24 protein-coding genes are annotated in these 25519 nt (G+C 59.2%); 18 read left to right on the plus strand and 6 right to left on the minus strand.

What is annotated here, in order from left to right; all coding sequences use genetic code 11:
- Window positions 1-95 precede the first annotated feature (95 nt).
- The 15 genes from IEX36_RS06310 (at window position 96) to IEX36_RS06380 (ending at window position 14981) form a co-directional block, all read left to right on the plus strand.
- Window positions 96-503: an NADH-quinone oxidoreductase subunit A gene (locus tag IEX36_RS06310; protein ID WP_188758411.1), complete on the plus strand. Its 408-nt coding sequence runs from the start codon at window positions 96-98 to the stop codon at window positions 501-503.
- On the plus strand, window positions 504-986 hold the full coding sequence (locus IEX36_RS06315; protein ID WP_188758412.1) for an NADH-quinone oxidoreductase subunit C: 483 nt from the start codon (window positions 504-506) through the stop codon (window positions 984-986).
- Complete coding sequence (gene nuoD, locus IEX36_RS06320) at window positions 986-2245, plus strand: NADH dehydrogenase (quinone) subunit D (RefSeq protein WP_188758413.1); 1260 nt, start codon at window positions 986-988, stop codon at window positions 2243-2245. Before IEX36_RS06315 ends, nuoD begins: the two co-directional genes overlap by 1 nt.
- A 43-nt stretch (window positions 2246-2288) precedes the next feature.
- Window positions 2289-2606 carry a hypothetical protein gene (locus IEX36_RS06325; RefSeq protein WP_188758414.1) on the plus strand — a complete coding sequence of 106 codons (318 nt, stop codon included), beginning with the start codon at window positions 2289-2291 and terminating at the stop codon, window positions 2604-2606.
- Window positions 2599-2898, plus strand: coding sequence for a transcriptional regulator (locus IEX36_RS06330; RefSeq protein ID WP_188758415.1), 300 nt, complete (start codon window positions 2599-2601; stop codon window positions 2896-2898). The genes IEX36_RS06325 and IEX36_RS06330 overlap by 8 nt, the downstream gene beginning before the upstream one ends.
- Window positions 2891-3400 (plus strand): NADH-quinone oxidoreductase subunit NuoE family protein, encoded by a 510-nt coding sequence (locus IEX36_RS06335; protein WP_188758416.1) that lies wholly within the window; start codon window positions 2891-2893, stop codon window positions 3398-3400. Before IEX36_RS06330 ends, IEX36_RS06335 begins: the two co-directional genes overlap by 8 nt.
- 1 nt (window position 3401) lies before the next feature.
- On the plus strand, window positions 3402-4721 hold the full coding sequence (gene nuoF / locus IEX36_RS06340) for an NADH-quinone oxidoreductase subunit NuoF (protein WP_188758417.1): 1320 nt from the start codon (window positions 3402-3404) through the stop codon (window positions 4719-4721).
- A gap of 3 nt (window positions 4722-4724) precedes the next feature.
- A complete protein-coding gene (locus IEX36_RS06345) occupies window positions 4725-7109 on the plus strand; it encodes an NADH-quinone oxidoreductase subunit G (protein ID WP_188758418.1) in 2385 nt (794 codons plus the stop codon).
- 56 nt (window positions 7110-7165) lie between these two features.
- A complete protein-coding gene (gene nuoH, locus IEX36_RS06350; RefSeq protein ID WP_188758419.1) occupies window positions 7166-8227 on the plus strand; it encodes an NADH-quinone oxidoreductase subunit NuoH in 1062 nt (353 codons plus the stop codon).
- A 111-nt stretch (window positions 8228-8338) separates the two neighbouring features.
- Window positions 8339-8845: an NADH-quinone oxidoreductase subunit J family protein gene (locus IEX36_RS06355; protein ID WP_188758420.1), complete on the plus strand. Its 507-nt coding sequence runs from the start codon at window positions 8339-8341 to the stop codon at window positions 8843-8845.
- Between the two features lie 3 nt (window positions 8846-8848).
- A complete protein-coding gene (gene nuoK, locus IEX36_RS06360) occupies window positions 8849-9160 on the plus strand; it encodes an NADH-quinone oxidoreductase subunit NuoK (RefSeq protein ID WP_188758421.1) in 312 nt (103 codons plus the stop codon).
- The gene (gene nuoL / locus IEX36_RS06365) at window positions 9157-11118 is read left to right on the plus strand and encodes an NADH-quinone oxidoreductase subunit L (RefSeq protein WP_229668761.1); all 1962 of its coding nucleotides are present in this window, start codon (window positions 9157-9159) and stop codon (window positions 11116-11118) included. The genes nuoK and nuoL overlap by 4 nt, the downstream gene beginning before the upstream one ends.
- 64 nt (window positions 11119-11182) lie before the next feature.
- Window positions 11183-12775: a complex I subunit 4 family protein gene (locus tag IEX36_RS06370; protein ID WP_188758422.1), complete on the plus strand. Its 1593-nt coding sequence runs from the start codon at window positions 11183-11185 to the stop codon at window positions 12773-12775.
- A complete protein-coding gene (locus IEX36_RS06375; protein ID WP_188758423.1) occupies window positions 12776-14299 on the plus strand; it encodes an NADH-quinone oxidoreductase subunit N in 1524 nt (507 codons plus the stop codon).
- A 193-nt stretch (window positions 14300-14492) separates the two neighbouring features.
- A complete protein-coding gene (locus IEX36_RS06380) occupies window positions 14493-14981 on the plus strand; it encodes a hypothetical protein (protein ID WP_188758424.1) in 489 nt (162 codons plus the stop codon).
- Window positions 14982-15059: 78 nt separating this feature from the next.
- Here IEX36_RS06380 and IEX36_RS06385 read toward each other — a convergent pair whose 3' ends face one another.
- The 4 genes from IEX36_RS06385 to IEX36_RS06400 form a co-directional block, all read right to left on the minus strand.
- Window positions 15060-15374, minus strand: a complete 315-nt coding sequence (locus tag IEX36_RS06385; RefSeq protein WP_188758425.1) for an ATP synthase F0 subunit C — start codon at window positions 15372-15374, stop codon at window positions 15060-15062.
- A gap of 135 nt (window positions 15375-15509) precedes the next feature.
- Window positions 15510-16238: a F0F1 ATP synthase subunit A gene (atpB, locus tag IEX36_RS06390; protein ID WP_188758426.1), complete on the minus strand. Its 729-nt coding sequence runs from the start codon at window positions 16236-16238 to the stop codon at window positions 15510-15512.
- Window positions 16239-16278: 40 nt separating this feature from the next.
- Complete coding sequence (locus IEX36_RS06395) at window positions 16279-16710, minus strand: hypothetical protein (RefSeq protein WP_229668762.1); 432 nt, start codon at window positions 16708-16710, stop codon at window positions 16279-16281.
- Window positions 16707-16946, minus strand: a complete 240-nt coding sequence (locus tag IEX36_RS06400; RefSeq protein ID WP_188758427.1) for an AtpZ/AtpI family protein — start codon at window positions 16944-16946, stop codon at window positions 16707-16709. The genes IEX36_RS06395 and IEX36_RS06400 overlap by 4 nt, the downstream gene beginning before the upstream one ends.
- A 181-nt stretch (window positions 16947-17127) precedes the next feature.
- Between IEX36_RS06400 and IEX36_RS06405 the strand changes: the two genes are divergently transcribed.
- Window positions 17128-18702 (plus strand): lysine--tRNA ligase, encoded by a 1575-nt coding sequence (locus IEX36_RS06405; RefSeq protein WP_188758428.1) that lies wholly within the window; start codon window positions 17128-17130, stop codon window positions 18700-18702.
- Window positions 18703-19078: 376 nt separating this feature from the next.
- On the opposite strand, the gene IEX36_RS06410 is transcribed toward IEX36_RS06405, so the two are convergent.
- On the minus strand, window positions 19079-19465 hold the full coding sequence (locus IEX36_RS06410; RefSeq protein ID WP_188758429.1) for an RrF2 family transcriptional regulator: 387 nt from the start codon (window positions 19463-19465) through the stop codon (window positions 19079-19081).
- 103 nt (window positions 19466-19568) lie between these two features.
- On the opposite strand from IEX36_RS06410, the gene IEX36_RS06415 reads away from it, so the two are divergent.
- Window positions 19569-20375, plus strand: a complete 807-nt coding sequence (locus IEX36_RS06415; RefSeq protein WP_188758430.1) for a TIGR00282 family metallophosphoesterase — start codon at window positions 19569-19571, stop codon at window positions 20373-20375.
- A gap of 57 nt (window positions 20376-20432) precedes the next feature.
- A complete protein-coding gene (locus IEX36_RS06420; protein WP_188758431.1) occupies window positions 20433-23744 on the plus strand; it encodes a glycoside hydrolase family 2 protein in 3312 nt (1103 codons plus the stop codon).
- A 99-nt stretch (window positions 23745-23843) separates the two neighbouring features.
- Here IEX36_RS06420 and IEX36_RS06425 read toward each other — a convergent pair whose 3' ends face one another.
- Window positions 23844-25304: a hypothetical protein gene (locus tag IEX36_RS06425; protein WP_188758432.1), complete on the minus strand. Its 1461-nt coding sequence runs from the start codon at window positions 25302-25304 to the stop codon at window positions 23844-23846.
- Between the last annotated feature and the right edge of the window lie 215 nt (window positions 25305-25519).

Genomic DNA, 25519 nt, shown 5'->3' on the forward strand with positions numbered 1-25519 from the left:
TTTTCGATGAATATTGCAGCTCATTGATCCTGCGCGAATAGCGCGCATTGATTATTTGACACTTGCCAGCCCCACTCTTAGAGTGGAAGATGGCCATGCGCGAGTATCCATACATCTGGAACTACCTTCCGCTCGTTCTTCAGACCCTCTTTGCACTAGGAATTGCCCTCGGCATGGTGGGGATTTCCTACCTCGTCGGCAAGCACAAAAATTCACGTACAAAAGCTGGCGCCTACGAGTGCGGCATGGATCCCATCGGGGACGCCCGCGGACGGTTTACCGTGCGGTTCTACCTGGTGGCGATGCTCTTCATCCTGTTCGATGTAGAAGCCGTCTTCATGCTGCCCTGGGCGGTGATCTACCGGCGACTGCCGCATCTGACTGGCTCTCGCCTGTTTGGTTTCTGGGAGATGCTCGTGTACCTCGGATTCGTCGCCGTCGGCCTCTTCTATGTATGGAAGAAGGGCATCCTGGACTGGGCCAACGACAAGGGAGACTTGTAAATGGACGCCGGAGTATTTGGCACGCAAGCTGTGTTGGAGGCGCTCCCGGAGAACGCCGCGGTGAAGGCTCTTGCCAGCCTGGCAACCGATGCAAAGTTTGATCGCAAAGAGCTGACCATTACCGTCGCGAGAGAGAACATCATTGCCGCCTGCAAGGAAGTGCAGCAGGCTGGCTATAACTTTCTTGAAGATGTTACGGCGGTCGATTGGTATCCCTCTGAGCCGCGGTTTCAAGTCACTTATCACATCCTTTCGCACTCGCTGAAGGAGCGCGTCCGCGTGGCCGTGCGGCTGAATGGCGAAGATGCTTCGCTCGACAGCATCACCAGTGTCTGGCCCTCGGCGAATTTTTATGAGCGCGAGGTCTTTGACCTCTTCGGCGTGCGCTTTGGCGGACACCCAAACCTGACCCGCATTATGATGCCGACCGACTGGAACGGCCATCCCCTGCGCAAGGACTATCCGGTGGAGGGATATCGCTAATGGCACCCACATCTGCTCCTGACATGCTGATTCCAGATGTTGAAGATGTTGTAGCCGACGCGCGGCGCAGGCACGGCGTTACTCCACCGGCAGACCAGACGATGGTCATCAACCTGGGTCCGCAGCATCCTTCGACCCACGGTGTGCTGCGGCTTGTGCTGGAGATTGACGGCGAAACGGTTGTCTCGCTCGCGCCAGACATCGGATATCTGCACACAGGCATCGAGAAGACCTGCGAGGCGAAGTTCTACCAGCAGGTTGTTCCACTGACTGACCGCATCGACTATCTCTGTCCGATGACGAACAACCTCGCCTACTGCCTTGCAGTGGAGAAGTTGCTGGGGTTGGAGATTCCGGAGCGGGCACAGTATCTCCGCGTGCTGTTGAACGAGCTGACACGCATCCAGTCGCACCTGGTCTGGCTGGGCACGCACGCGATGGACATCGGCGCGCTGACCGTCTTCCTCTACTGCTTCCGCGAGCGCGAAGAGATTCTCCGCATCTTCGAGAACGTGGCCGGCCAGCGCATGATGACCAGCTACTTCCGCGTCGGCGGGCTATCGCTCGAGCCGCCGCTGGACTTCTACCAGCAGGTCGAGAACTTCCTGAAGATCATGCCCGGCCGCATCCAGCAGTATGAAGACCTGCTGACGGGCAATCCCATCTGGCTGAAGCGCATCAAGGGCGTAGGCTATCTTTCGGCAGCGGACGCAATTGCGCTGGGCGTGACCGGGCCACCGCTGCGGGCTTCGGGCGTTGATTGGGACTTGCGACGCGATATGCCTTATTCGGGCTACGAGAAGTTCCAGTTCAAGGTGCCGGTCTCAAACGACTGCGACGTCTGGGCGCGTTACATCGTGCGTATGGATGAGATGCGCGAGTCGGTGAAGATATGCCAGCAGGCGCTCGCCGGAATGCCCACCTCAGGCCCCATCACCGCCGACGCGCCGAAGATCATTCTGCCCGAACGCGAGAAGATGAAGACCCAGATGGAAGCACTGATCCATCACTTCAAGATTGTGACCGAGGGCTTCCCTGTTCCGGCGGGCGAGGTCTTCCAGGCGGTCGAGTCGCCGCGCGGCGAGATGGGCTACTACGTTGTTTCGGACGGAACGGCCAAGCCGTATCGCGTCCATATGCGCAACCCGTCCTACGCCACATTGCAGGCGCTCGAAGTCATGTGCAAGGGACGGCTGCTGGCCGACGTCGTTGCTGTGATCGGTTCGATTGATATTGTTCTCGGAGAGATCGACCGCTAACTGCTAACCCGCGTGTTACGCCATTCCATGAAAGGAGAAGACGATGAACTGGTCCTTAGCTATTTCGTTTTGCGTCACAACTCTTCTTTGGGTGGCAGCTTTTGTATTGTTGTTGATTAACTACATCCGAACGCGAAATATAGGATTTATATGGCTCGGAGCATCTTTTCTCTGGTCAAGGGTGGCCGTCTTGGCAGATCGCCAGCTATTCAGAAAACCCGAAATCGGAATCAGCCTGACGATTATGAACGCAATATCATTACTTGAAGAAGCTATAGGGATGGCTCTCTTGCTGACGGCGATAATCTACCTCGGTAGAAGTCAGCCTTCTAATCAAGCGAGCGCAATCAAGCGTGATTAGATCCCTACACACTGAACTCTGGACCTCCTGGGCATCGCTGCTTCGCTCCTACGCAGCGGCCCACGGACTGAACAGTCCGCAACATGCGGTAGTGGAAGTTGGAGCAGAGGAGATTACGCTTCGCGTGGGCAGCCGCTGGCTGCGCTTCACCCACGAAGCGATGGAACGAAGTGATGGAAGGTGTGCCGTCTTCAGTCTTCAGGAGGACGGAACTGTTAAACTGGATGGTATCGCCCAAGAGATGGACCTTGCCGCAGAAAAGCTGGCTCGGGAGATGATGCAAAGTGAGTGAAATCGCCAATACGATTTTTTCAGCGGAGACGGCTGCCCGCTTCGACAAACTGGTGACGATCTACCCGGTGCGCCGCTCGGCCCTGGTGCCGATGCTGCTCTACGCGCAGGACGAGATTGGCTATGTCTCCGACGCCGTGGTCGCCGAGGTCGCTGAGCGCATCGGCATTCTCGAGTTGGACGTGCGCAACGTGCTTTCGTACTACTCGATGCTGCGCACCAAGCCGGCGGGCAAATACAACGTGCAGGTCTGCACGAACATCAGCTGCATGTTGCGCGGCGGATATGAGATCCTCGACCACTGCAAACACAAGCTCGGCGTCGGCCACAAAGAAGTCACCAAAGACGGCGTGTTTTCGCTCGAAGAGGTCGAGTGCATCGGCGCGTGCTGCTGGGCTCCGGCCATGCAGGTCAACTACGACTTCCACGAAAATCTGACAACGGTGAAGGTGGACGAGATCTTGGACACGTACCGCAAGGGCCAGGGAAAGGACGTGAAATAAGATGCCTACCCTCGTCTCTCACCCTGATGAAGTGAAGGTCATCAGCCGCCGGTTTGGCCAGGGCGCGACCGACATCAACAAGTACGTCGAACTGGACGGCTACAAGGCTGTTCAGATGGCCATTGAACAGGGACCTGACTGGGTCATCAACACGATGAAGGCTTCAGGGCTGCGCGGTCGCGGTGGCGCTGGCTTTCCGACAGGGATGAAGTGGTCGTTCGTGCCGAAGCAGTCGGAGAAGCCGAAGTATGTGCTGGTGAACGGCGACGAGTCTGAGCCTGGCACCTGCAAAGACCACGTAATCTTTCTGCATGATCCGCACGCGGTGATTGAAGGCACGATGATCGCTGGCCTCGCCATCGGCGCGAAGCTGGGCTTTATCTATCTGCGTGGTGAATATCGCTACCTACTGAAGATCGTCGAAAAGGCCGTGGCTGACGCCTACGCGAAAGGCTTCCTCGGCAAGAACATCTTCGGCAAAGAAGGCGTGGACTTCGACATCATCACGCAGAGCGGCGCTGGTGCATATGAAGTCGGCGAAGAGTCGGCACTGATGGAGTCGCTCGAAGGCAAGCGCGGAGTGCCGCGCATCAAGCCGCCCTTCCCTGCTGTCGTCGGCCTGTACGGCGGCCCGACTGTCATCAACAACGCCGAGACCATCGCCAGCGCGCCCCACATTCTGCTGATGGGTGGCGAGGCGTACGCGAAGATCGGCTCGGAGCGCAATGGGGGCACGCGGCTGTTTGGAATCTCAGGTCACGTGGAGCGCCCTGGCGTGTATGAGCTGCCGATGGGTTACAACCTGAAGCGCGCCATCTATGAAGTCGCAGGCGGCATCAAGGACGGGAAGAAGCTGAAGGCCGTTGTGCCCGGTGGATCTTCCTGCCCGGTGCTTTTACCTGAAGAGATCGATGTTGGTCTCGACTTCGACCAGATGGCCAAAGCAGGAACGATGCTTGGGTCGGGCGGAATCGTCGTGCTCGACGAGACTGTTTCCATCGTCGAGTTTGCCCTCCGCGTCATCAGCTTCTACCAGCACGAAAGCTGCGGATGGTGCATCCCCTGCCGCGAAGGCACAGACTGGATCAAGAAGACATTGACGCGTGTGTATCAGGGCGGCGGCTCAAAGAAGGATGTGGCCAACGTGCAGTATCTGGCCGAAAACATGATGGGCCGCACGTTCTGCCCGCTCGGCGACGCAGCGGCAATGCCCACGCTGGGATTCGTCAAGAAGTTCCGCAAAGAGTTTGAAGATTACATCGAGGGCCAAAAGGCCGGTACCCCCATCATCACGGTGGAGCAGTTGGTCGGAGCACACTAAGCCATGCCAGACGTATCCCTTACCGTAGACGGCAAAAAGATCACCGCACCGGCGGGCTCGCTGCTGATTGACGCCTGCAAGAACGCGGGCATCGAGATCCCTGCCTTCTGTTACTACCCCGGCCTCTCGCTACAGGCAGCGTGCCGCATGTGCCTCGTGCGTATCGAGAAGATGCCTAAACTCCAGACGGCTTGCACCACGACCGTCGCCGAAGGCATGGTTGTGCAGAGCGAGACGCCAGAGATCGTGCAGGCACGTAAGGCGACACTGCAACTGCTACTTGGCAACCATCCGTTGGACTGCCCGGTTTGTGACGCTGGCGGCGAGTGTGAACTGCAGGACATGACCTTCAAGTATGGTGCAGCGGACAGCTTCTACGCCGAGCCGAAGAACCATCGCGAAGAGCAGAAGTGGTCGCCCGCCGTTTACTTCGACCGGCCGCGCTGCATCCTCTGCTATCGCTGCGTGCGCATGTGCGGCGAAGGTATGGATGTCTTCGCGCTGGGCATTCAGAACCGTGGGTCGTCTTCGGTGATTGCGGCCAATGTTCCCGCCGATGCCTCCCCTGACCACCTGATGCACCTGAACTGTGAGCAGTGCGGCATGTGCATCGACGCTTGCCCGGTAGGCGCGCTGACCAGCGGCGCGTATCGCTACAAAACGCGTCCATGGGAGATGAATCACGTCTCCACCATCTGCACGCACTGCAGCGATGGCTGCAAGACTACCCTCGGCGTGCGCTCGGTCTCGGACGGCTCAGAGATCGTTCGCGGCGACAATCGCGACAAGAGCGGCATCAACGGCGACTTCCTCTGCAACAAGGGCCGCTTCGCCTTCGACTTCGCCAACAACAAGCAGCGCATCACCCATCCCCTCGTTCGCCAGGCCAACGGCGAGTTGAAGCCGGTCTCGTGGGAAGAGGCGTTCACCTATGCCGGCACGAAGCTGCGCGAGTTGCGCGACGCGCGTGGCGGCAAGAGCATTGGAGTCATCGGCTCGAACCGCATCACGAACGAAGAAGCGTACCTGCTTCAGAAGTTCGCTCGCACGGTGCTGGGGACCAACAACATTGATCACCACCGTACAGCGGATTACACAGCATTTGCCAACGCGCTTGCTGGACACGCCGGACGTGCCGCTTCCCTGCGCGACACTCTGACTGCGCCTGCGATTCTGCTGATAGGCGGCGATCCGACTGAGCAGGCTCCGGGAACGGCATGGAACATCCGCACTGCGGTACGGAACAACCGCACGCGCCTCTACGTGGCCAACGCAGAGGAGATCAAGCTCCGCCGTCAGGCAAAGACGTTCCTGCACCTCGTACCCTTCGGCTACAACGCGCTGGCCAGCTATCTAGCTGGAGACGATGCGGCTGCTTCGAGCTCCGCTGCGGACACCAACACACTGAGCGCATTCCACGAGGCCGTAAAAGGTGAGCAGAATCTGCTGATTCTGATTGGCTCGGAGCTGCGCGGCGAGAGCCTCAAGAAGCTCATCGACTTTGGCCTCACGATTCCCGGAGCGAAGTTCGCCCTGCTGGGCGATTACGTAAACTCGCGCGGCGCAGCCGACATGGGCCTGCTGCCCGACCTGCTCCCTGGCTACACTCCGGTTGCCAACCCTGGCGCGTTTGCCGAGCATGGCGCACCAACCACCGCCGGCCTCGATATGCTGGAGATCTTCGAGGCGGCAGGCCGCGGTGAACTTTCAGCACTCTACATCGTTGGCGCAAATCCCGTCGCACGCTACAGCGTCGAGCCTGACCTGCTCAAGAACACCTTCGTCGTGGTGCAGGAGATGTTCATGACGGAGACGGCGCAGCTTGCCGACGTCATTCTTCCGGCCGCAAACCTCTATGAGAAGTCCGGCTCCGTCACCAACAGCTACGGCGACCTGCAACTGGTCTCGAAGGCAGGCGACCGCGCCGGCGTCCGCACGGACTTCGAGATAATCGTCCGCGTGGCCGATAAGATGGGCGCCGATGTCCGCAAGCTCGTACCTTTCGGCAAGGGTCTCCGCGCCGACATGGGCCAGAGCCGCGGCGCACAGGCTGGCGAGGCCGACCGTCACGCCGTATGGCTGACCGCTAATAACCTCGAACCGAAGCTCAGCCCGTTCGATCCGTTCAGCATCCTCGATGAGATTCAACGACTCGTGCCCGGCTATAACCTGTTGCGCCTGCAACTGCTCTCAGGCAATGACCAACACCTTGAACCGGCAACCGGCGGACTCGTCCAGATCAGCAAGCGCCGCGACCTTGTGCTTCCCTCGGGCGACACGCTGTTCACCTCGGGCACGCTGGGGCGCTACTCGACCGCGCTTACAGAACTCTCCCAGCACCAGAACCAGTATTCGAAATTGACGCAGATTGAAACTGCGGCGGACTGACCGCGCAGCAGCAACCAGATTTTGAGCCAAACGCAGGAGCCAGAAGCCAGAGACGCATGAGCCACCTATCGCCGTTCCAGACATTCCTGCTGATCAGCATCATCAAGATCGTCGTCGTGCTCGTCATCACGCTGACGGCGGTGGCCTACACGGTGCTGCTGGAGCGCAAGGTTCTCGGCCACATGCAGAACCGCTGGGGCCCCTCGCGCGTCGGACCGTTCGGCCTGCTGCAACCGCTGGCCGACGGCATCAAGCTCTTCCTCAAGGAAGACCTCATGCCGCTCGCCTCCGAGCGTCCGCTCTTCATCCTTGCGCCCATCATCGCACTGACCTGCTCGTTGGTGTCGATCTCCGTCGTGCCGTTCGGCGGCATGCAAAAGATCAAGGGCGTCGAACTATTCAACGTTGCAGACCTAAACATCGGACTGCTGGTCATACTCGGCATCACATCAATCGGCGTCTACGGCATCGCGCTTTCGGGCTGGTCCTCGAACAACAAGTTCTCGCTATTGGGCAGCCTGCGCGCTACTTCCCAGATGATCAGCTACGAGCTGGCGCTTGGCCTCTCGCTGGTCGGCGTCATTCTGCGCGCGCAATCGCTTTCGCTGCGCGACATCGTCAACAGCCAGAGCGCACACGGCCTGCTAAGCTGGAACTTCTTCGGGGGCTGGCAGTTCGTCGCTTTCTTCATCTACCTCATGGCCGCGTACGCCGAAACGAACCGCGCCCCATTCGACCTGCCCGAAGCGGAATCCGAGTTGGTCGCTGGCTACCACACAGAGTACAGCTCGATGAAGTTCGCCATGTTCTTCATGGCCGAGTACGCCAACATGATTACGGTAAGCTGTGTGGCCACACTGCTGTTCTTCGGTGGCGCGTCGAGCCCGCTCGGCCACCTGCTCCCCGCCACCTTCGGCGGTCCGATCCTGGAGGCGATCTTCCCGATCCTCTGGTTCGTTGCGAAAGTCTTCGCGTTTCTTCTGCTCTACATCTGGGTGCGCGGCACGCTGCCTCGCTTCCGCTACGACCAACTGATGGGCTTCGGCTGGAAGTTTCTGTTGCCGCTGGCAATGCTGAACATCGTCGTCACCAGCCTTGTACTTGCGTTTCACGGTTAGGACCGCGTGGGCTGTTACAAGCGCGGGTTGTTCTACAATCGGCAGGCGGTTTTCATCGCTGTCCTGCTCGAAGTGTTTCAAAGGATTCAGGAAAGACCTGGCAGACAAAACATGCAACTGGCACTCTTCATCATCTTTGGCGCGCTGGCTGTTGCAGGAGCATTGAACCTGCTGTGGCAGCGTCACCCCATCAACAGCGCCCTGTCGCTGGTGGTCGTGATGCTCTCGCTAGCCGTCCTCTACTGGTCGCTGGGCGCGGAGTTTCTGGCCGCCGCACAGGTCATCGTCTACTCCGGCGCCATCATGGTCTTCTTCGTCTTCGTCATCATGCTTCTGAATGCCGGTGAAGAGGAACGCACCCATGGAAGCCGCGCTGCGTATCTGGCCGGCGTTCCGGGAGCCACGGCCATCTTCTGTGTACTCAGCTTTGTCTTCCTCACGGAGCGCCACGCATTCGGCGGCTCGAACATCGGCGGCTATCTGAGCCACGCGACCAACAATATCGCTGAGCTGAGCGAAGTCCTCTTTACCAAGCTGTTACTGCCGTTTGAAGTCACCAGCGTTCTCATCCTGATCGCCATCCTCGGGGCCGTCGTGCTCGCAAGAAAGGAGCGCTAGACGATGCACACTGAAGTTCCCATTGCGGCTTATCTCATCCTCGCCGCTATCCTGTTTTCGATCGGAGTGGGCGCGTTTCTCATCAAGCGCAACCTGATTAGCATCTTCATGTCGATCGAGCTGATGCTCAACGCCGTCAATCTGACCTTCGTCGCGTTCGCGCACCAGTGGCACCAGATCAGCGGCCAGATCTTCGTCTTCTTCGTGATGGTTGTCGCCGCCGCGGAAGCTGCGGTCGGCCTCGCTATCATCATCGCCATCTTCCGCACGCGCCAGACCCTGAATGTCGACCAGGTCGACCTGATGAAACTATGAGCCCTGAGACATCCATGATCAACACCTCGAACCTCTGGCTGATTCCGCTGCTGCCTTTCGCGGGCTTTCTCATCAACGGCACCATTGGGCGTAAATTTCCGCGCTCCCTGGTCTCCGCCGTCGCGCTGATTGCAACCGCAATCCCCGCCGCCATCGTTGCGTGGCTCTGGTCGGTGATGCTTCCCGCAGGAGCGCCTGCCTCGATCAGCGTCGTAAGCAGCCCGTGGATCGCCATCACGGACTTTCAGGTCAACTTCGCCTTCACTGTCGATCACCTCACGCTGATTATGCTCGGTGTCGTCACCGGCGTTGGCTTCCTCATCCACCTTTATTCCGTCGGCTACATGGCGCACGAAGAGGGCTACTGGCGGTTCTTCGCCTACCTGAACCTCTTCATGTTCTTCATGTCGGTGCTGGTGCTGTCATCGAGCTTCCTGCTGCTGTTCGTCGGCTGGGAAGGCGTCGGCCTCGCGTCGTACCTGCTGATCGGCTTCTACTTCAAGAAGGATTCGGCGGCAAACGCCGGCAAGAAGGCATTCATCGTCAACCGCATCGGCGACTTCGGCTTCCTGCTGGCGATGTTTCTGTTGATCCGCAACTTCGGCTCGCTCGACTTTACGCACGTCTTCGACGCCATCTCGGTCAATCCAGACTGGCACGGCGGCATCCTGACGGCCATTGCTTTGCTGCTCGTAGTCGGCGCCGCGGGCAAGTCGGCGCAGATTCCTCTGTACGTCTGGCTGCCCGACGCGATGGAAGGCCCCACGCCAGTCTCCGCGCTGATTCACGCGGCCACGATGGTCACGGCAGGCATCTACATGGTGGCCCGCTGCCATACACTGTTTGACCGCAGCCCGTATGCGCTGGGCGTAGTCGCCATCATCGGCGCGGCAACGGCAATCTTCGCCGCTTCGATGGGTATGGTGCAGAACGACATCAAGCGTGTACTGGCCTATTCGACCGTCTCGCAGCTTGGCTACATGTTTTTGGCCTGCGGAGTCGGCGCATACGCCGCCGGCATCTTCCATCTGATGACGCACGCTTTCTTCAAGGCGCTGCTCTTCCTCGCTGCCGGTTCCGTCATCCACGCGCTCGGTGGTGAACAGGACATGCGCAACATGGGGGGCTTGCGGAAGCGCATCCCCATCACATTCTGGACCATGACCGCTGCCGTCTTCGCCATCTGCGGCGTTCCATTCTTCTCAGGATTCTTCTCGAAGGACGAAATCCTCTACCAGACATTCATCGCTGGCGACAAAGTTCTATGGCTCATCGGCCTCATCACAGCCGGCATGACCGCCTTTTACATGTTCCGCCTGTGGTTCAAGACCTTCTTCGGCGAGGAGCGCTTCACCGAAGACCACAGCCACCATGACGCGCACGGCGTCCACGAGTCGCCCGCAATCATGCTCTTTCCGCTCGTCATCCTGGCGATCCTCTCTATTATCGGAGGATACGTCGGCGTCCCCGCAGTCTTCGGCGGACACAACGAGATCGAGCACTTTCTTGATCCAGTCTTCTCAAGCGGCGCAGTAGCAGCCACCGCAGGAAGCCATGGGCTCGAGTTTGGCCTAGCCACACTCTCTGTCCTGGTTGTCGCCATCGGTTTCTTCGCAGCGTTTTTCCTCTACTACAAAAAACCAGGCACAGCAGCATCGTACGCAGAGCGCTTCCCTGCCCTCTACCGTCTCGTCTCGAACAAGTTCTATGTTGACGAGATCTACGGCACCATCATCGTCACGCCGCTGCTGATGTTCACGCGCCTGATTCTCGGCGGCCTCATTGACGGCGGCATCATCAACGGCTCCGGCTGGGCAGCCGCGGCCCTCGCACGCGGCACAGGCTCAGTCGCCAACCGCGCGCAATCCGGCAACATTCGCTCCTACGCAGGCTGGCTCGCGCTTGGCGCCGCCGCAGTTCTCATCGTCATGATCTTCGGACGCGGGCTCCTGCACTAACGAACTCTGAAGTATTCACGCAGCACCGCAGTTGCTTCACGGAAACGATTGAACTGAAGACGCAATGAACATAGACCACTCCATCCTGACCATCATCACCTTCATCCCGCTCGCGGGCGCCATTCTGCTCGCGTTTCTGCCCGACCGCGGCAAGGTGATGCAGTGGGCTGCGCTTGCCGTCACGCTCGTCACCTTCATCGCCACGCTACACCTGCCAGTGCACTATAACTACTCGGCGGCCTCGGGAAGCTTCCAGTTCGAGCAGAACATCAGTTGGATCGCCTCGCCCGCCATCCGTTATCATCTCGGCGTTGATGGCCTCTCAATGTGGCTCGTCGTGCTGACCGGCTTCCTCGCTCCTCTGGGCGTGCTGATCTCGTGGCGCGCGATCGACACCCGTAAAAAGCTCTTCTACATCCAGTTCCTGCTGCTACAGGTTGCGATGTTCGGCGTCTTCGTCTCACTCGACCTGTTCCTCTACTATGGCTTCTGGGAACTTTCGCTAGTCCCCATGGTCGTGCTGATCGCCGTCTTTGGCCGCACTGAGAACCGCCGCAAGGCCGCGCTCAAATACTTCCTGTACACCTTCATTCCGTCCGCCATCCTGCTGGTGGGAATGCTCTGGGTCTACGCGCAGACCGGCACTTTCGACGTACCAACGCTGATACAACTCGCGGCAACACACGGCATCTCCACCAACTCTGCGGCACTGTGGTTGGCCTCGCTCGCTTTCCTCGGCGCATTTGCAGTGAAGGTTCCGGTGTTCCCGCTGCACGGCTGGCTCTCGGATGCAGTCTTCGAAGCACCCACCGCAGCCGTCATGGTGCTCGCCGGCAAGCTCGGCCTCTATTCAATCCTGCGCTTTAGTTTCGGTATCTTCCCTGAGCAGTCGCGACACATTGCTCCGCTCCTGATTGCGCTTGGCGCGATTGGCGTGGTCTACGGTGCGCTGATTGCGTTGGTGCAGGATGACATGAAACGTCTGGCCGCATTTGCCACGCTTGGCCACGTCAGCCTGGTGGTCCTCGGCATCTTCTCGTTCACCATCGCGGGAATCGACGGCGGCATCTATGCAACCCTGAACGAGGGCATCGGCGGCGCTGCTCTGTTCATTCTGCTCGGCGCACTCTACGAGCGGTACTCCACGTACAACATGCGCGAGCTGGGCGGCCTGGCCCAGAAGCTGCCCTGGATGGTGACGTTCTACGTCATCACAGCGCTCTCGGTAGTCGGCCTGCCGATGCTGAACGGCTTCGTCGGCGAGTTTCTCGTGCTCTCCGGCTCCATGCAGTCAGAGATTCTCCACCACACCGGCTGGACCGTACTGGCAACCACCGGCGTCATCCTGACCGCCTCCTACATGCTCTGGATGATCCAACGTATCTTCTATGGCGATCTCGGGCACAAGTCCACGATGAAGCCCGCCGCGGACCTCAATCTGCGCGAGCACCTCACGCTCTGGCCGCTGGCCATCCTGATGCTGGCGATGGGCGTCGTCTCGCCCTTCTGGATGCGCGCCATCGATGGCGCAGGCGTTGTTCTGGCGCAGCAACCCGTTCAAACAGCTCCGGCCACCACGTCACCCTCCGTGGCCGCAACCTCCGCTTCACCCCAAACCGTGATCGCCTCCACACTCGACAGAACGGAGGCCCGCTAAATGTCGCCCAACCTTGTTGCTCTGCTGCCTGAACTTGTCCTGACCATCACCGCCGTCATCATCATGCTGGCCGAGCCAATGCTTGCGCCCGGCGCCAGCCGCAAGCCGCTCGGCTGGATCGGCATCATCGGTACGATCGCTTCGGGTGTCGCAAGCTGGTACCAGTTGTCCTTCGGCACGATTCACGCCTACTCGAGCACGATTCAGGTGGACGCTTTCTCTGTGCTCTTCCACTACGTCATCGCTTCGGTCGTGCTGGTGACGCTGCTGGGCTCGCTCGACTACTTTGAGGGCAATGCCTCGCACGCAGGCGAGTACTTCGCGCTGGTACTCTTCGGCGCGGTTGGCATGATGTTCATGACCTGCTCGGTTGAGTTACTGATGGTCTTCGTTGGGCTTGAGATCTCGTCGATCTCGACTTACATCCTCGCGGGCTTCCGCAAGGGCAGCAGCACTGGCAGTGAATCTTCCATCAAGTACTTCCTGCTTGGCTCGTTTGCCACGGCATTCTTCCTCTATGGCATCGCGCTCGCCTTCGGCGCCACCGGCTCGACGAATATCTTTGCCATTGCCCACGGCCTTGCGACGACCGCCACCCCCACAATGGCATTCCTTGCGCTCGCCATGATCCTCATCGGCCTCGGCTTCAAGGTCTCGGCCGCCCCATTCCATGTCTGGACACCGGACGTCTACCAGGGTGCGCCTGCTCCCATCGTTGGGCTGATGTCCACGGCACCCAAAGCCGCGGCATTCGCCGTGCTGCTGCGCATCACCTTCACCGGCTTCCCAGCGATGCAGCATCGCTGGGCCGTGCTGATGTGGATACTTGCGGTGCTCTCGATGACCATCGGCAACCTGGGCGCACTCAAGCAGACCGATGTTAAGCGGATGCTCGCTTACTCATCGATCGCGCACGCCGGTTACCTGCTGGTCGCCTTCACTGCGTTCCCCTTCGACGGCATCGCCTCGGCCTGCTTCTACACCGCGGCTTACGCAGCCATGAACGTCGGCGCATTCGCAGTCATCACCCAGGTAGCTGGCTATCAGGAACGTGCTCGCACGCTTGAAGACTACACTGGGCTTGCGCTCAAGCGTCCTGTGCTCTCCGCGCTGCTGGCCTTTTTCCTGCTCTCCATGATCGGGATCCCCTTCACCGGCGGCTTCTTCGGCAAGTTCTACGTCTTCACCGCAGCCATCCACGGCGGACACGTCTGGCTGGCGGTCATCGGCCTGCTCAACAGCGGTGTCGCCTGCTTCTACTACCTGCGCCTGCTGACCTCGGTCTACTCGCGCCGCACCACCGACGCTCCGATGCTCGACAATCCCCGCCCCGTCAGCGCTCCGGCAGCGGTTGGCCTTGGTCTGGCCGCGGCGGCAACACTGGCGCTAGGCATCGTGCCGAGCGGCGCGGTCATGTTCGCTGAATACGCCAGCCACTCTGCGCTGATCGAGCAGGCCCGTCAGGAGTGCGCCAGCGCTCCTGCAAACTGCCACATCGAGCTCAAGTACGATGTGACCAAATAACGCTGATCATCTCAACATCAGCCGCAAAGCCTCCGCAATGCGGAGGCTTTTTCTTGCATGCAAATCGTTTATTTTGAAAGGAACCAGCAGCCAGTTCCCTCCGTATCTTCTCATGCGCGCTGAAGCTCCGGACACCACCGGCTAAGTGGTTGCCGATCAAGTTCTCAATCTTCACAGGAAAGTAGAAGACCGCATGACGACACGAACGCAACCAGTCGCGCAGCCTCGTCTCCATTACAGACGAGCACTCACAACCTTCATCCTGGCCTACATTTCAGTCACAATCCTGGGTATTGCCTTGTCCATCTTCATCGGAATCATAGGGCATTATCCCTCCGCCGCCGAGGCCCTCCAGAACCAGGCCTACCTCGTCTCGGAGAGGTTTTATCCCTTCATGAATCTTGTGGTCTGGAGCCTCTTTGCCTGGGCTTATTTTCGCAAGCGCGCAAAACAGGCCGGAAAAATAAGCCTGACCAGAGAAGCGCGAACCCTTGGCGCTTTCTGGGTAGTCGCCGCGATCATAGTGGACTATGTGGGATTCGTGGTAATCAAGAATCCGATATCTCTCAGCCCTCACGATTTCTATATCGGACAATTCCCATGGATTTACCTCATCTATGTCGCCATAGCGCTCAGTCCGCTATGCTACATCGCCCTGCTCAGGCGCGCCGAAATCCAGTGAAGCAGCGTCAAGCCAAACATGAGAAAGCCTCCGCACCGGCGGAGGCTTTTCACACTGCAAACAATCCGAAGGAACAGCTTAGATAGGCTTCGCCTTCAGGAAGATGATGACGAACGTGAACAGCGCCAGCGACTCGATAAACGCGAGGCCGAGAATCAGGAAGATGAAGATTCCAGGACGCGCGCCCGGGTTACGTGCAAGAGCTTCGGTAGCCGAAGCGGTTGCCCGACCCTGGCCAAGACCACACAGACCGGCGGCCAGCGCCATGCCCAGACCGGCGGCCAGCGGGATCCACTGGTTCTCCGGGTGAGCCACCGCGGTGGACTGCGCAAAGGCCGGCGATGCAAGCAGCAGCGCGGCCAACGACATGAACAGATATTGCAGCTTCTTCATTGGTGTTACTCCAACCTCCATCAAATGCGCCGCCAGTGGGTGGTTGATGCTCACCGTGCTGGCACCCTCACGCTATGCGGCGTTACTGCGCACTGCGAAGAGGAGGCCCCAACGCAGTGAAACCTGAACCAGTTTCTAATGATCGTGCGCAACTGCCATCGACAGATAAACCGCCGCAAGCAGGAAGAACACATATGCCTGAACCACTGCTACAAACATGTGCAGCCCCATGAAGAGCAGGGGAATGCCGAGCGGGACCAGCGAGAAGAACGCGAGCGTCACCAGGTCGCCAGCGAAAATGTTCGCGTAAAGACGGACAGTGAGCGAAAGGATACGCGCAAAATGCGAGATGATCTCGATCAGGAACATCAGCGGGTACAGCCACCACACCGGCCCGAGGAACTGCTTAATGTAGGCAAAACCATTCGCGCGTACGCCGTGGTAGTGGTAGTAGACAAATGTCACCAGCGCGAAGCCTAGCGGCACCACCACATCGGCCGTCGGCGACTTAAGCCCGGGGATCAATCCCATCAGGTTCGCAATCAGGATGAACAGTCCAAGCACCGCGAGGAAGCCCGTGAATCGCTCGAAGCCATGCCCAATGATCGACTCGCCCTGCTCAGAGACGAACTCATGCGTAATCTCCGCCAAGTGCTGAAACGCGGCAGGCTTCTCGACGCTCAGCGTCACTCGCACGATGATGAAGTACACGAGCAGCGCGAAGAAGACTAGAAGCTCCATTGCAAACGTGTCAGTGATCGGAGCCGTCGGATAGGTCGGCTGAATATGGAGCGACAGCAGCAGCCTGGTCACGGCAGCGCCGAAGTGAAAGTTCAGAAACTGGGCAAATAATGTCGTTGGCATAAAGAGCAATAAACAGGTGGCTGTTCCGGATGCAGATCGGCTAAACCGTCCACGCCTTCATCAACCGCAGACCCTCCACCGTGAGCGAAAACACACCCAAGGCAAGGCCGCCAGCCAGCGCAAACACAGAACCATCCAGAATCTTAAGGCTAACATAAAGCAGCACTATGGTCAGCCCCAGACGCAGGAAGAACCCCACCAGCACCATTCCCATGGGGCGCGCCATCGCGCCGCCATCCATGCGAGCCATCACGGCGGTCATCAGGCGCAGCCATTCCCACAACCCCGAACCCGAGATCGCTGCGCCTACCACCAGCAGCGCCGCTGACTGCCAGCCCATCTTCCACCACACCAGCAGACCTCCAACCACGGTAAGAATGGCCAGCAGACGCAGGGCACTCAGCATTGTGCGGCGAAAATCGGCATCGGTAAAGTCTGCCAGTGCCTTCACTTGATTCCCCACATCACTCATCCCTTGTCGCCTTTCAGATACTTCTGAGCCGTCGTGAATATCTTCACAAAGCCCGCAGCCGCACCCAGGATGATACCCGCAATCGCAATCCAGCCGGTGTGAAAGCGTTCGTCGAGCCACGCGCCGACCAGCCAGCCGATAAGGCATCCAGCGGGCAGAGCAATGGCAAGCTGAATCATCGACTCAGCCTTCACCAGTTCACCCAGCGCGCCGCTCTTTTTCGGTTCGTCAGCCATGCCCGTCTATTACCTCACGCTTATTACACCACGGCTACACCAGACAAAGGCGCGTCGATTTGCATCATAAATAGCGGCGTCATCGTCGTTGCTCAACGTCAGGCCTTTTGCATCTGCATGCGGCAATTCAGCCGCCCGCTATACTGGAACTTCATCAACATCAAGGCAAAAAGGAAACTCCGTGTATCAGTCAGACTTCGAGGAAAAGGTCTACCAGCAGCGCCGCGAGAAGCTTCAGCAGATTGCCGCCCTCGGCCGCGAGATCGGCCTGAACGAGGCGCAGTCCACCTACCCCAACAGCTATGCCGCCTCGCACACCATCCCCGAGTTGCGCGCCGCCTACGACGCGACCACCGCCGAAGAGCTCTCGCTGAACCACTCCCCTATCGAAGTCTCCATCGCCGGGCGCATCATGGCCATCCGTATCCAGGGCAAGGCCGGTTTCGCGCAGCTTCAACAAGGCGGACAGCGTTTTCAGATCTATGTCCGCAAAGACGACGTCGGCGAAAACGCCTTCGCACTCTACAAGTTACTCGACCTCGGCGACCACATTGGCGTGCGCGGCCACCTGATGCGTACGCGCACCGGCGAACTGACCGTTCACGCCACCTCACTTACCTTCCTCGCCAAGGCCATGCTCGCGCTGCCAGACAAATATCACGGCCTCGAAGATACCGAGCTGCGCTATCGCCAGCGCTACGTTGATCTCTTCATGAACACGGGCAACGCGGCAAAGCCTGCCGATGCAGCCGAGGAACAAGCAAGCGAAGACGAAGGCCCGGGCAACGTGCGCGAGGTCTTCGTCAAGCGTGCGGCGATTCTCCGCGCCATTCGCGCCTTCTTCGACGCGCGCGGCTACCTCGAAGTCGAGACGCCGATGATGCAGCCCATCGCGGGCGGCGCGGCGGCGCGTCCGTTCATCACGCACCACAACGAGCTGGACCTCGACCTCTTCCTGCGCATCGCGCCGGAGCTTTACCTGAAGCGTCTGGTCGTCGGCGGCCTCGACCGCGTGTACGAGATCAACCGCAACTTCCGCAACGAGGGCGTCAGCACACGGCACAACCCCGAGTTCACGATGCTCGAGTTCTACCAGGCATACGCGAACTACCACGACCTCATGCGCCTGACCGAAGAGCTGATTGTCTTCGTCGCCCATCAGGTGAACGGCACCACAATTACGCACTTCAACGGGCATGAGATTGACTTGTGCAAGTGGACGAAGTTGTCGATGCGTGAAGCGATTATCAAGTTCGGCGGAACCATACCAGCCTCAGGCGATGGGAAAGAGATTGCTGAGGAATTTGAACGCGTAGCGGAACCACACCTCATCCAGCCCACGATCATCTACGACTTCCCGCTCGCCGTTTCGCCGCTCTCGAAGAAGAAGGCAGACGAGCCGGACTGGGTGGAGCGGTTCGAGTTCTACATCGGCGGCTTCGAGCTGGGCAACGCCTTCAGCGAGCTGAACGATCCCGTCGATCAGCGTGAGCGGTTCGTAGAGCAGGTAGAGCAAAAGGAGCGAGGCGACGCTGAGGCTATGGCCGAAATCGACGAAGATTACGTTCGCGCGCTGGGCTACGGACTGCCGCCGACAGCGGGCGAAGGCATCGGCATCGACCGCCTGACTATGGTTCTGACCGGAGCCAAATCCATCCGTGACGTCATCCTTTTCCCGCTGATGCGTCCGCAGCAGAAGACTGCCGAGCAGTTGGCGGAGAAGCAGACGCAGCCGCATGGGGAGTCGGCGGAGTAGGTACCCCCTCCCCGTACTTAAGTACTAAAGTATTCCATTCATTGGGCTTATTTTCAAAAGGGTCATCCCCGGATAGCGTTGCCCTTGGGATGCTCATGCCGATCTGAGTGCTGATTTAAGTTTAGCAAAAGGGAAAAACTAAACCGCCACGGTTATGTTGTTCCATTTGCGTTGTTTATGGGTGAATGGGGCTTGACATGCGAGTTTTGCGGGAAATCTGAAGACGGGATTTGGCTGTTGAAGGACAGCAGATTCCTCCGCTGCGCTGCGGAATGGAAATGCAGGAAAGGTTGTGGAATGGAAATGCAAAAGCAGGTCCTCCCGCTCCGCGGAAGGATGACAATTGTAGAGGCGGAATGACTTTGCTTACTCGTCCTTACTTCTTACTCCCTGCTTTTCCGAGCCGCTTGACCACGCCGCCCAGCGAGTGCTCGTTCATTGCAGCGATGGCGTCTCCGCGCACCTTGCCGAGCCAGGCGTCGAGCGCCTTGTCGCCGACAGAGAACCAGTCGCCCGCCGTCGCCTGGAAGATGTCGCCCAGGCCGATCTGCTTGGGCGCGCGTTTGAGCTTTGCGCCGCCGTTCGGACCTTTGCGCTGCACGATGAGACCGGCTTTGTGCAGCAGCAGAAACGTGCGCCGCACCATGACGGCGCTCTCTTTCAGCTCATCGGCAATCGCCGCCGAGGTGTGCATCTTTTCGGGCTCGGCGGCCAGCACCGACAACACCCGCAGACTCAACCGAAACCGCGCATTCTGTGCCATGCAGAAAAAACTATCACAGTGGCTCGGTGCTCTTTGTGTCTTCTCCGCGCCAATCGCGTCCGGCCGCGGCTTTCTTCACATCGCTGCAATGTAAACTCGTCATGTGAACATCCTTTTTGTCGGCGACGTCTTCGGCTCTGCCGGCCGCCACATCGTCCGCGAACATCTGCCTCACGTACTCGAAACTAACGCCGTCGACCTGCTCGTCATTAACGGCGAAAACTCCGCCGGAGGCTTCGGCATCACTCCCGCCATCGCCGAAGAGCTCTTCGACATGGGCGCGCACGTCATCACCACCGGCAACCACGTCTGGGACAAGCGCGAGATCTTCGAATACATGACCGTCCCCGCCAACTCCGACGTACGCGGACGCCGCGTTATTCGCCCAGCCAACTTCGCCTCCGGCACGCCAGGCTACGGCCTGTTTCAGGGTGAGCTGCCCAGCGGCCAGAAGTACGCCGTCATCAATCTGCAGGGCCGAGTCTTCATGTCTTCGTCCGACGACCCCTTCCGCAAGACCGATGAGCTGCTGACGCAGATTGCGGCAGAGTCGGGCGCGAAGGTCATCCTCGTCGACTTCCACGCCGAGACCACCAGCGAAAAAGCCGCGCTGGGCTGGTATCTCGACGGACGCGTGACGGCGGTGCTCGGGACTCATACGCACATCCCGACGGCGGACGAGCGCATTCTGCCCGGCGGAACTGCGTTCCAGACCGACGTGGGCATGTCCGGCCCGTATGACTCGGTGATTGGTGTCGAGGTCGAGCAGGTGCTCCAGCGCTTCCTGACCGGAATGCCCGGAAAATTCGAGGCTGCCAAGGGCAATCCGAAGATGTGCGCTGCTCTGATTCAATGCGACGGAGCGACTGGCCGCGCTCATGCGATTCAGCGCATCATGCTCGGGGAGTAGTGCTGAACAGATTCAGGTAGCAAGTGGTCGCACCAATCGAATAGAATCACTCGCAACATGAGCCAGAGCAAAATCTCCCGCCGGGCCTTCCTTGAAGGCACAACAGCAGCCGCGCTTGCTACCCAGATCAAGCCCATCAAGGCACAACAGAAGACGTCGGAAGAGCTATGGCCGGAGAACGGCACGCTGATTTCTGATGATGGCTGGCACCTCTGGCTGGACCACCGGGCCGAGTGGAAGAACGATGAGATCTTCCTGCCCGACGACATTGCTCAAGACGTTGACGGCGTAGTGCGCGGCAAGGGCAAGCCGCTGCCGGTCAACGCGCCGACCGGCGGATGGGCTTCGCTGAGCGTTGACGCGAGCAAGGAAGTCATCCTGCCCGCGACGGTCGAACAGCATTTCTGGGGCGCGTTTGGGCATCGCTCGTATACCCCGGAGGAGTACCGCTATGCCGCCGACGATCCTGTTCCGCAGAATGGCGCGTACTTCGGCGTCTCGTGGTGGCATCGCGCAATTGATATTCCGGCCTCGATGCAGGGCAAGCGGATCTTCCTGCATGTGCGCGGCGCGCGCCTGCGGGCCGAGGTTTATCTGAACCAGAAGCTGGTCGGCTACTCCATCATGGAAGAGCTGCCGTTCGAGTGTGACCTGACGCACGCCGCGAACCCCGGCGGGATGAACATTCTTGCCATCCGCATCACGAATCCGTTTGGTCGCTTCGATTGGGTGGATGGCCTGAATGCGCAGTGGGGCGCGGTGAAGCTCTACCGCTCGCATGGGTTTGGCGGGCTGGATCGCGGCATGACCATCAGCGCGCATGACAGTGTGCGGATCAAGGATTTGTGGGTATTGAACCGTCCTGAGCCGCAAAAAATAACTGCACGCTTGGAGCTTGAACAGTTCAGACCGGCAGATCATCAGTTTATAGACGGCACCATCAAGGCGGAGATACTGGATTCTCATACTGGCACATCGCTCAAATGGTCCGGTTATGGGCCCGGCGCTAGCTTCGACTACGATGGAATCGGATCTCCGAGTGCGTCTTTTGGATCACATCCAAACGTGAGGAAAGATGGGCCCGTTCTTTCAACGCGGATACTCGAACTTGGCCTAACCTGCGACGATGCTCAGCTCTGGGACATTGAAACGCCTCGCCTTTATCATCTTCGTGTGACATGGATCGGCAAGGATGGCCACACCGACACTCGCACCATCGCCTTTGGCTTCCGCTCTTTCGGTCCGACTGGCCTCGGCACCGACGCGATGTTTCGGCTGAATGGGCAGCGGATGAAGCTGTACAGCGCGATCTCGTGGGGCTACTGGGGACTGAATGGGCTCTTCCCCACTCCTGAGTTGGCTGAGAAAGAGGTGACGCAGGCGAAGAAGCTCAATCTGACCTGCCTGAACTTCCATCGCAACGTCGGTAAGGAAGAGGTCTTTCGCGCGCACGACCGGTTGGGTCTGCTGCGCTACATGGAGCCGGGCGCGGGCAAGATGGCTATCGGCAAGCTGCCCAGCGGTGTCGCGGCCAACGCTGCCAGCATCGTGATGGAGAAGCCGGTCGATGCGGCCGACAAGTTCGCCCAGCAGTTCATGATTGCGAAGTGTGTCGGCATGGTAAAGGCTTTTCGGTCGCATCCGTCGCTCATTCAGTACACGCTGCAGAATGAGATTGGCGCGGACCTGAAGAATCCCGATACGCTTGCGATTCTGGCGGCCATGCGTGCCGAGGACCCGAGCCGCTCGATTGTGCTCAACGATGGCTTCGTCGCGCCTCCGCGCAGAGCTGCGCAAGCATGGTACGAACCTTGGAACGACAAGCTCCACCGCAGCGACGAAGAGCCGTGGGGAGACTGGTGGAATCAGCATCAGGGCGCGGGCGACCAATGGTACGACGAGTTCTACAAATCGCCGACGGAGTTCACCTATAAGGCCCCGTTCAAAGAGGTCATCACCGAGTTCGGCGAGATGGAAGGCTGCGCCACTCCCGACAACCACTCGCTCATGGTCCATCAGATCACCGAGACATACAAGAGCTGGGGCGCCACCAGCTACGACCTCGTAGACCACCAGGAGATCATTGCGGGCTACGACGCATTCCTGAACCGATGGGGTTTCCGCAAGGCGTTTCCGGCGACTGAGTCGCTGTGGCTCTCGCTCGGCTCCAAGTGCTACGACACGTGGCAGAACTATATGGAGAACGCGCGCATCTCCGACGAGCTGGACTTCGCCGCCATCTCGGGGTGGGAATCGACCGCGATTGAGAACCACTCGGGCATCGTCGACAACCTGCGCAACTACAAGTCCGACCCTGCGCCGATTCGGCAGACACTCAGCCCGGTGCATCCTGTGGCGAAGCAGCGTTCGGTGTGTGTGAAACGCGGTGAGAAGGCAGTCTTCGACCTCTTTCTGCTTAACGACACGAGCAAGGCTGTGACCGGCACGCTCAGCTTCAGCGCGCTGACGCCTTCGGGAAAGCTGCTTAAGCTGGTCAGTTTGCCGGCGCCTGCGCAGACGCCGGACCGGTTCAGCTACCTGCTGCGCGAAGGCTTCGAGACGCCTGCGCTGGAGGAGGAGGGTATGTATCGGTTCCGGTTTGCGCTCTCGTCGGACCTGTCGGTCACACAGACCAAGGCAATCTGGGTGACGGGCCTTCCGGAACACAAGCACTCGCATCGTAAAATAATCGCCATCTCCGGCGTCACCAGCTCTTTGCGCAAGCAGCTGGCGGAGATCGCGCCACGGCTGGGGATTGAGATCAAAGACTTCACCGTCGGCGCGAAGTACGACGCGATTGTCTCGCAGGGCCTCACAGCAAACAGCTCCGCGTTCCAGCTCTCCGGCGATGACACAGGTCTCGAAGCGCATCCGGGCGGCGCACCGAAGAATCTCCACACTGGCGAAGGCAGCCTGGACACCGCAATCCTCGACGCGGTCAAGGCTGGCACGCCGCTTCTCAGCATGCCGCAGTCGGACGCCTTATCCGAAGGCGTAGCCCGCCAGCTCGCAGCTGCTGGAGCTTTCACCTACAGCGGCACCGTCGGCGACTTCCGCGCGCCGTGGATGGGCAACTGGTACTTCGTGCGCGAGCACCCGGTCTATGCGGGCCTGCCTGACAATCAGGTGATGGGCATTCACTACCAAGCCAAGGGACGCGAATCGAACGGACTGCTGGTCGATGGCAGCAACATCGAGATTATCGCGGCCTATAGCCGCGACCATGACCGCCACATCGGCGCAGGCACCTTCACTGCAAAGCTCGGCACAGGGCGCATTCTCTACCACCGTGTCCCAGAGTTCCATCCTGTCACGCAGCAGAGACTTCTTAGCAATGCGCTACTCTGGCTATTGACAGAAACGGCATAAGCAAAGCACCGCTGACACCCACGTCACCCAGAAACTACTCAAAGACAGAAGAGAGGCAGCCCGCGAAGGCTGCCTCTCTGTTTCAAGTGAAATGAAGCTTTACTTGCGACGGTGGACGGGGTGATGCACCGGAGCAGCCTTCTTCGGCAGCACCAAAGCGCCATCGCTCATGATAATCATCACCGGTCCAGGCGCTGCAGTGGCGCCAGCCGCAGGAGCAGCAGCCGGAGCCGGGGCAGCAGCAGCCGGAGCAGCCGCTGTGGAAGCCGCAGGAGTCGCTGCTGCATCAGCAGGAGCAGCGCCAGCTGCAGGAGCCGTTCCCTTGACTACGCCACCAACGGTGTAGGAATTATAGGTGCCGGAGATCGTAATCTGCGCACCAACCGCCGGGACATCAGCGTCCTTAAGCGGCGTGCCCATGTTGAAGGTAAAGTCCGCCGTCTTCGACTGCACCGCATCATCAGAGACCGAAGCCGTGATGACGGTGGTGGTCGCCGAGACGACCGTCACGTTGGGCAGCTCGACCGACTTGCCCGCCAGGATGCCCCACACCTTCGCAGCATCGTCCGGGCTGCCATTCTGCAGGATGAACTCCTTGTCCGAAACTGCCAGTGTGCTCAGATCAGGCGTGGTTGCGATGACCTGTTTCACAATGTCTTCCGGCTTCGGCGCAGGCTTGATCGAGAAGCCAGCGGGAGGATTCAGGTTCGTTGCCACCGCAGCCGTAACTGCATCATAGCCATCGTCCGCACCGTGGTACTTCTTGTAGCAGTACTTCGCCAGAGGCAACATCTGTGACTTGTATGGCTCCGGCGCAAAGTTCGAAGCGCGCGTAGCGTACCAGGTGCAGTTCTCATAATCAGGTGGGGTGGACTCGTAGTACGCCTGCGCCAGCGTGTAGGTGTCCTGCAGAACTGGGCCAGGCTTCTCCGTGTCTGCCACAGGCACGCTGCCCAATTCAGCCTTGAAGTTCGTGACAGCGGTCGCCGCGTCTTTCTTGTTCAGAGCAGCCGTGCCAATTGCGCGATAGAAGACCGGGTAAGCAGACTGCTTCAGCTTCTCAAAATCTGCGTCGGCCATGTCCTTCGGCTTAGTTGTGACAGCCAAACCTTTCTTTGCATAGTCCGCAGCCGAATCGAGTCCAGACTGCTTGGTCGCGGCGTCGGTCGCCTGCTCGGCGCTCGACATCCGGAAATAAACCTCCAGCGTCAACGCACGAAGATTGTTCGGATCCACTTGCAAAAGCCGATCGGCAGTTGACAGCGTCTTGGTCGGATCGAACGAGCTGTAAGTAAGCATCAGCAGCTGCAGAGTGTCAGCCTTGACCTGGGACTGAGGATAAGCCTCCAGATACGACTCAAGGGCAGCTGCCTTGGCCTGCGGATTCGTCTGCGTGATCGCATCGTTATATGCCTTGTATTCGGCAGCAGACATCTGAATGCCGCCACTGGACGACTGCGTGTTCTGGCCAAGATTGACCTGGGTTTGAGCAATCCCGGGCTGTGCAGCCAATGCAACACCAGCGACCGCCAGGAGAGACGCAACGACTACCTTCTTCATTCCACACTCCTCAATAAATCTTCATTTAAGAACGATGCCACGGTGCTCCCCGAGGTCAACTTGGATATTACAGAAAACTGGCCCGAATGACAGCACAACAAGTCCATCCCGCCGTGCCCCAACCCTTCGGCGATGTTATGTAAAGCGTTTTGAGCATCTTGAGATGATGATGCGGATTATAGAAACGCTGTTGCTCGCTTGGCAAGAGGACAGTT

It is taken from the genome of Edaphobacter acidisoli (genome assembly GCF_014642855.1).
Taxonomy (GTDB): Bacteria; Acidobacteriota; Terriglobia; order Terriglobales; family Acidobacteriaceae; genus Edaphobacter; species Edaphobacter acidisoli.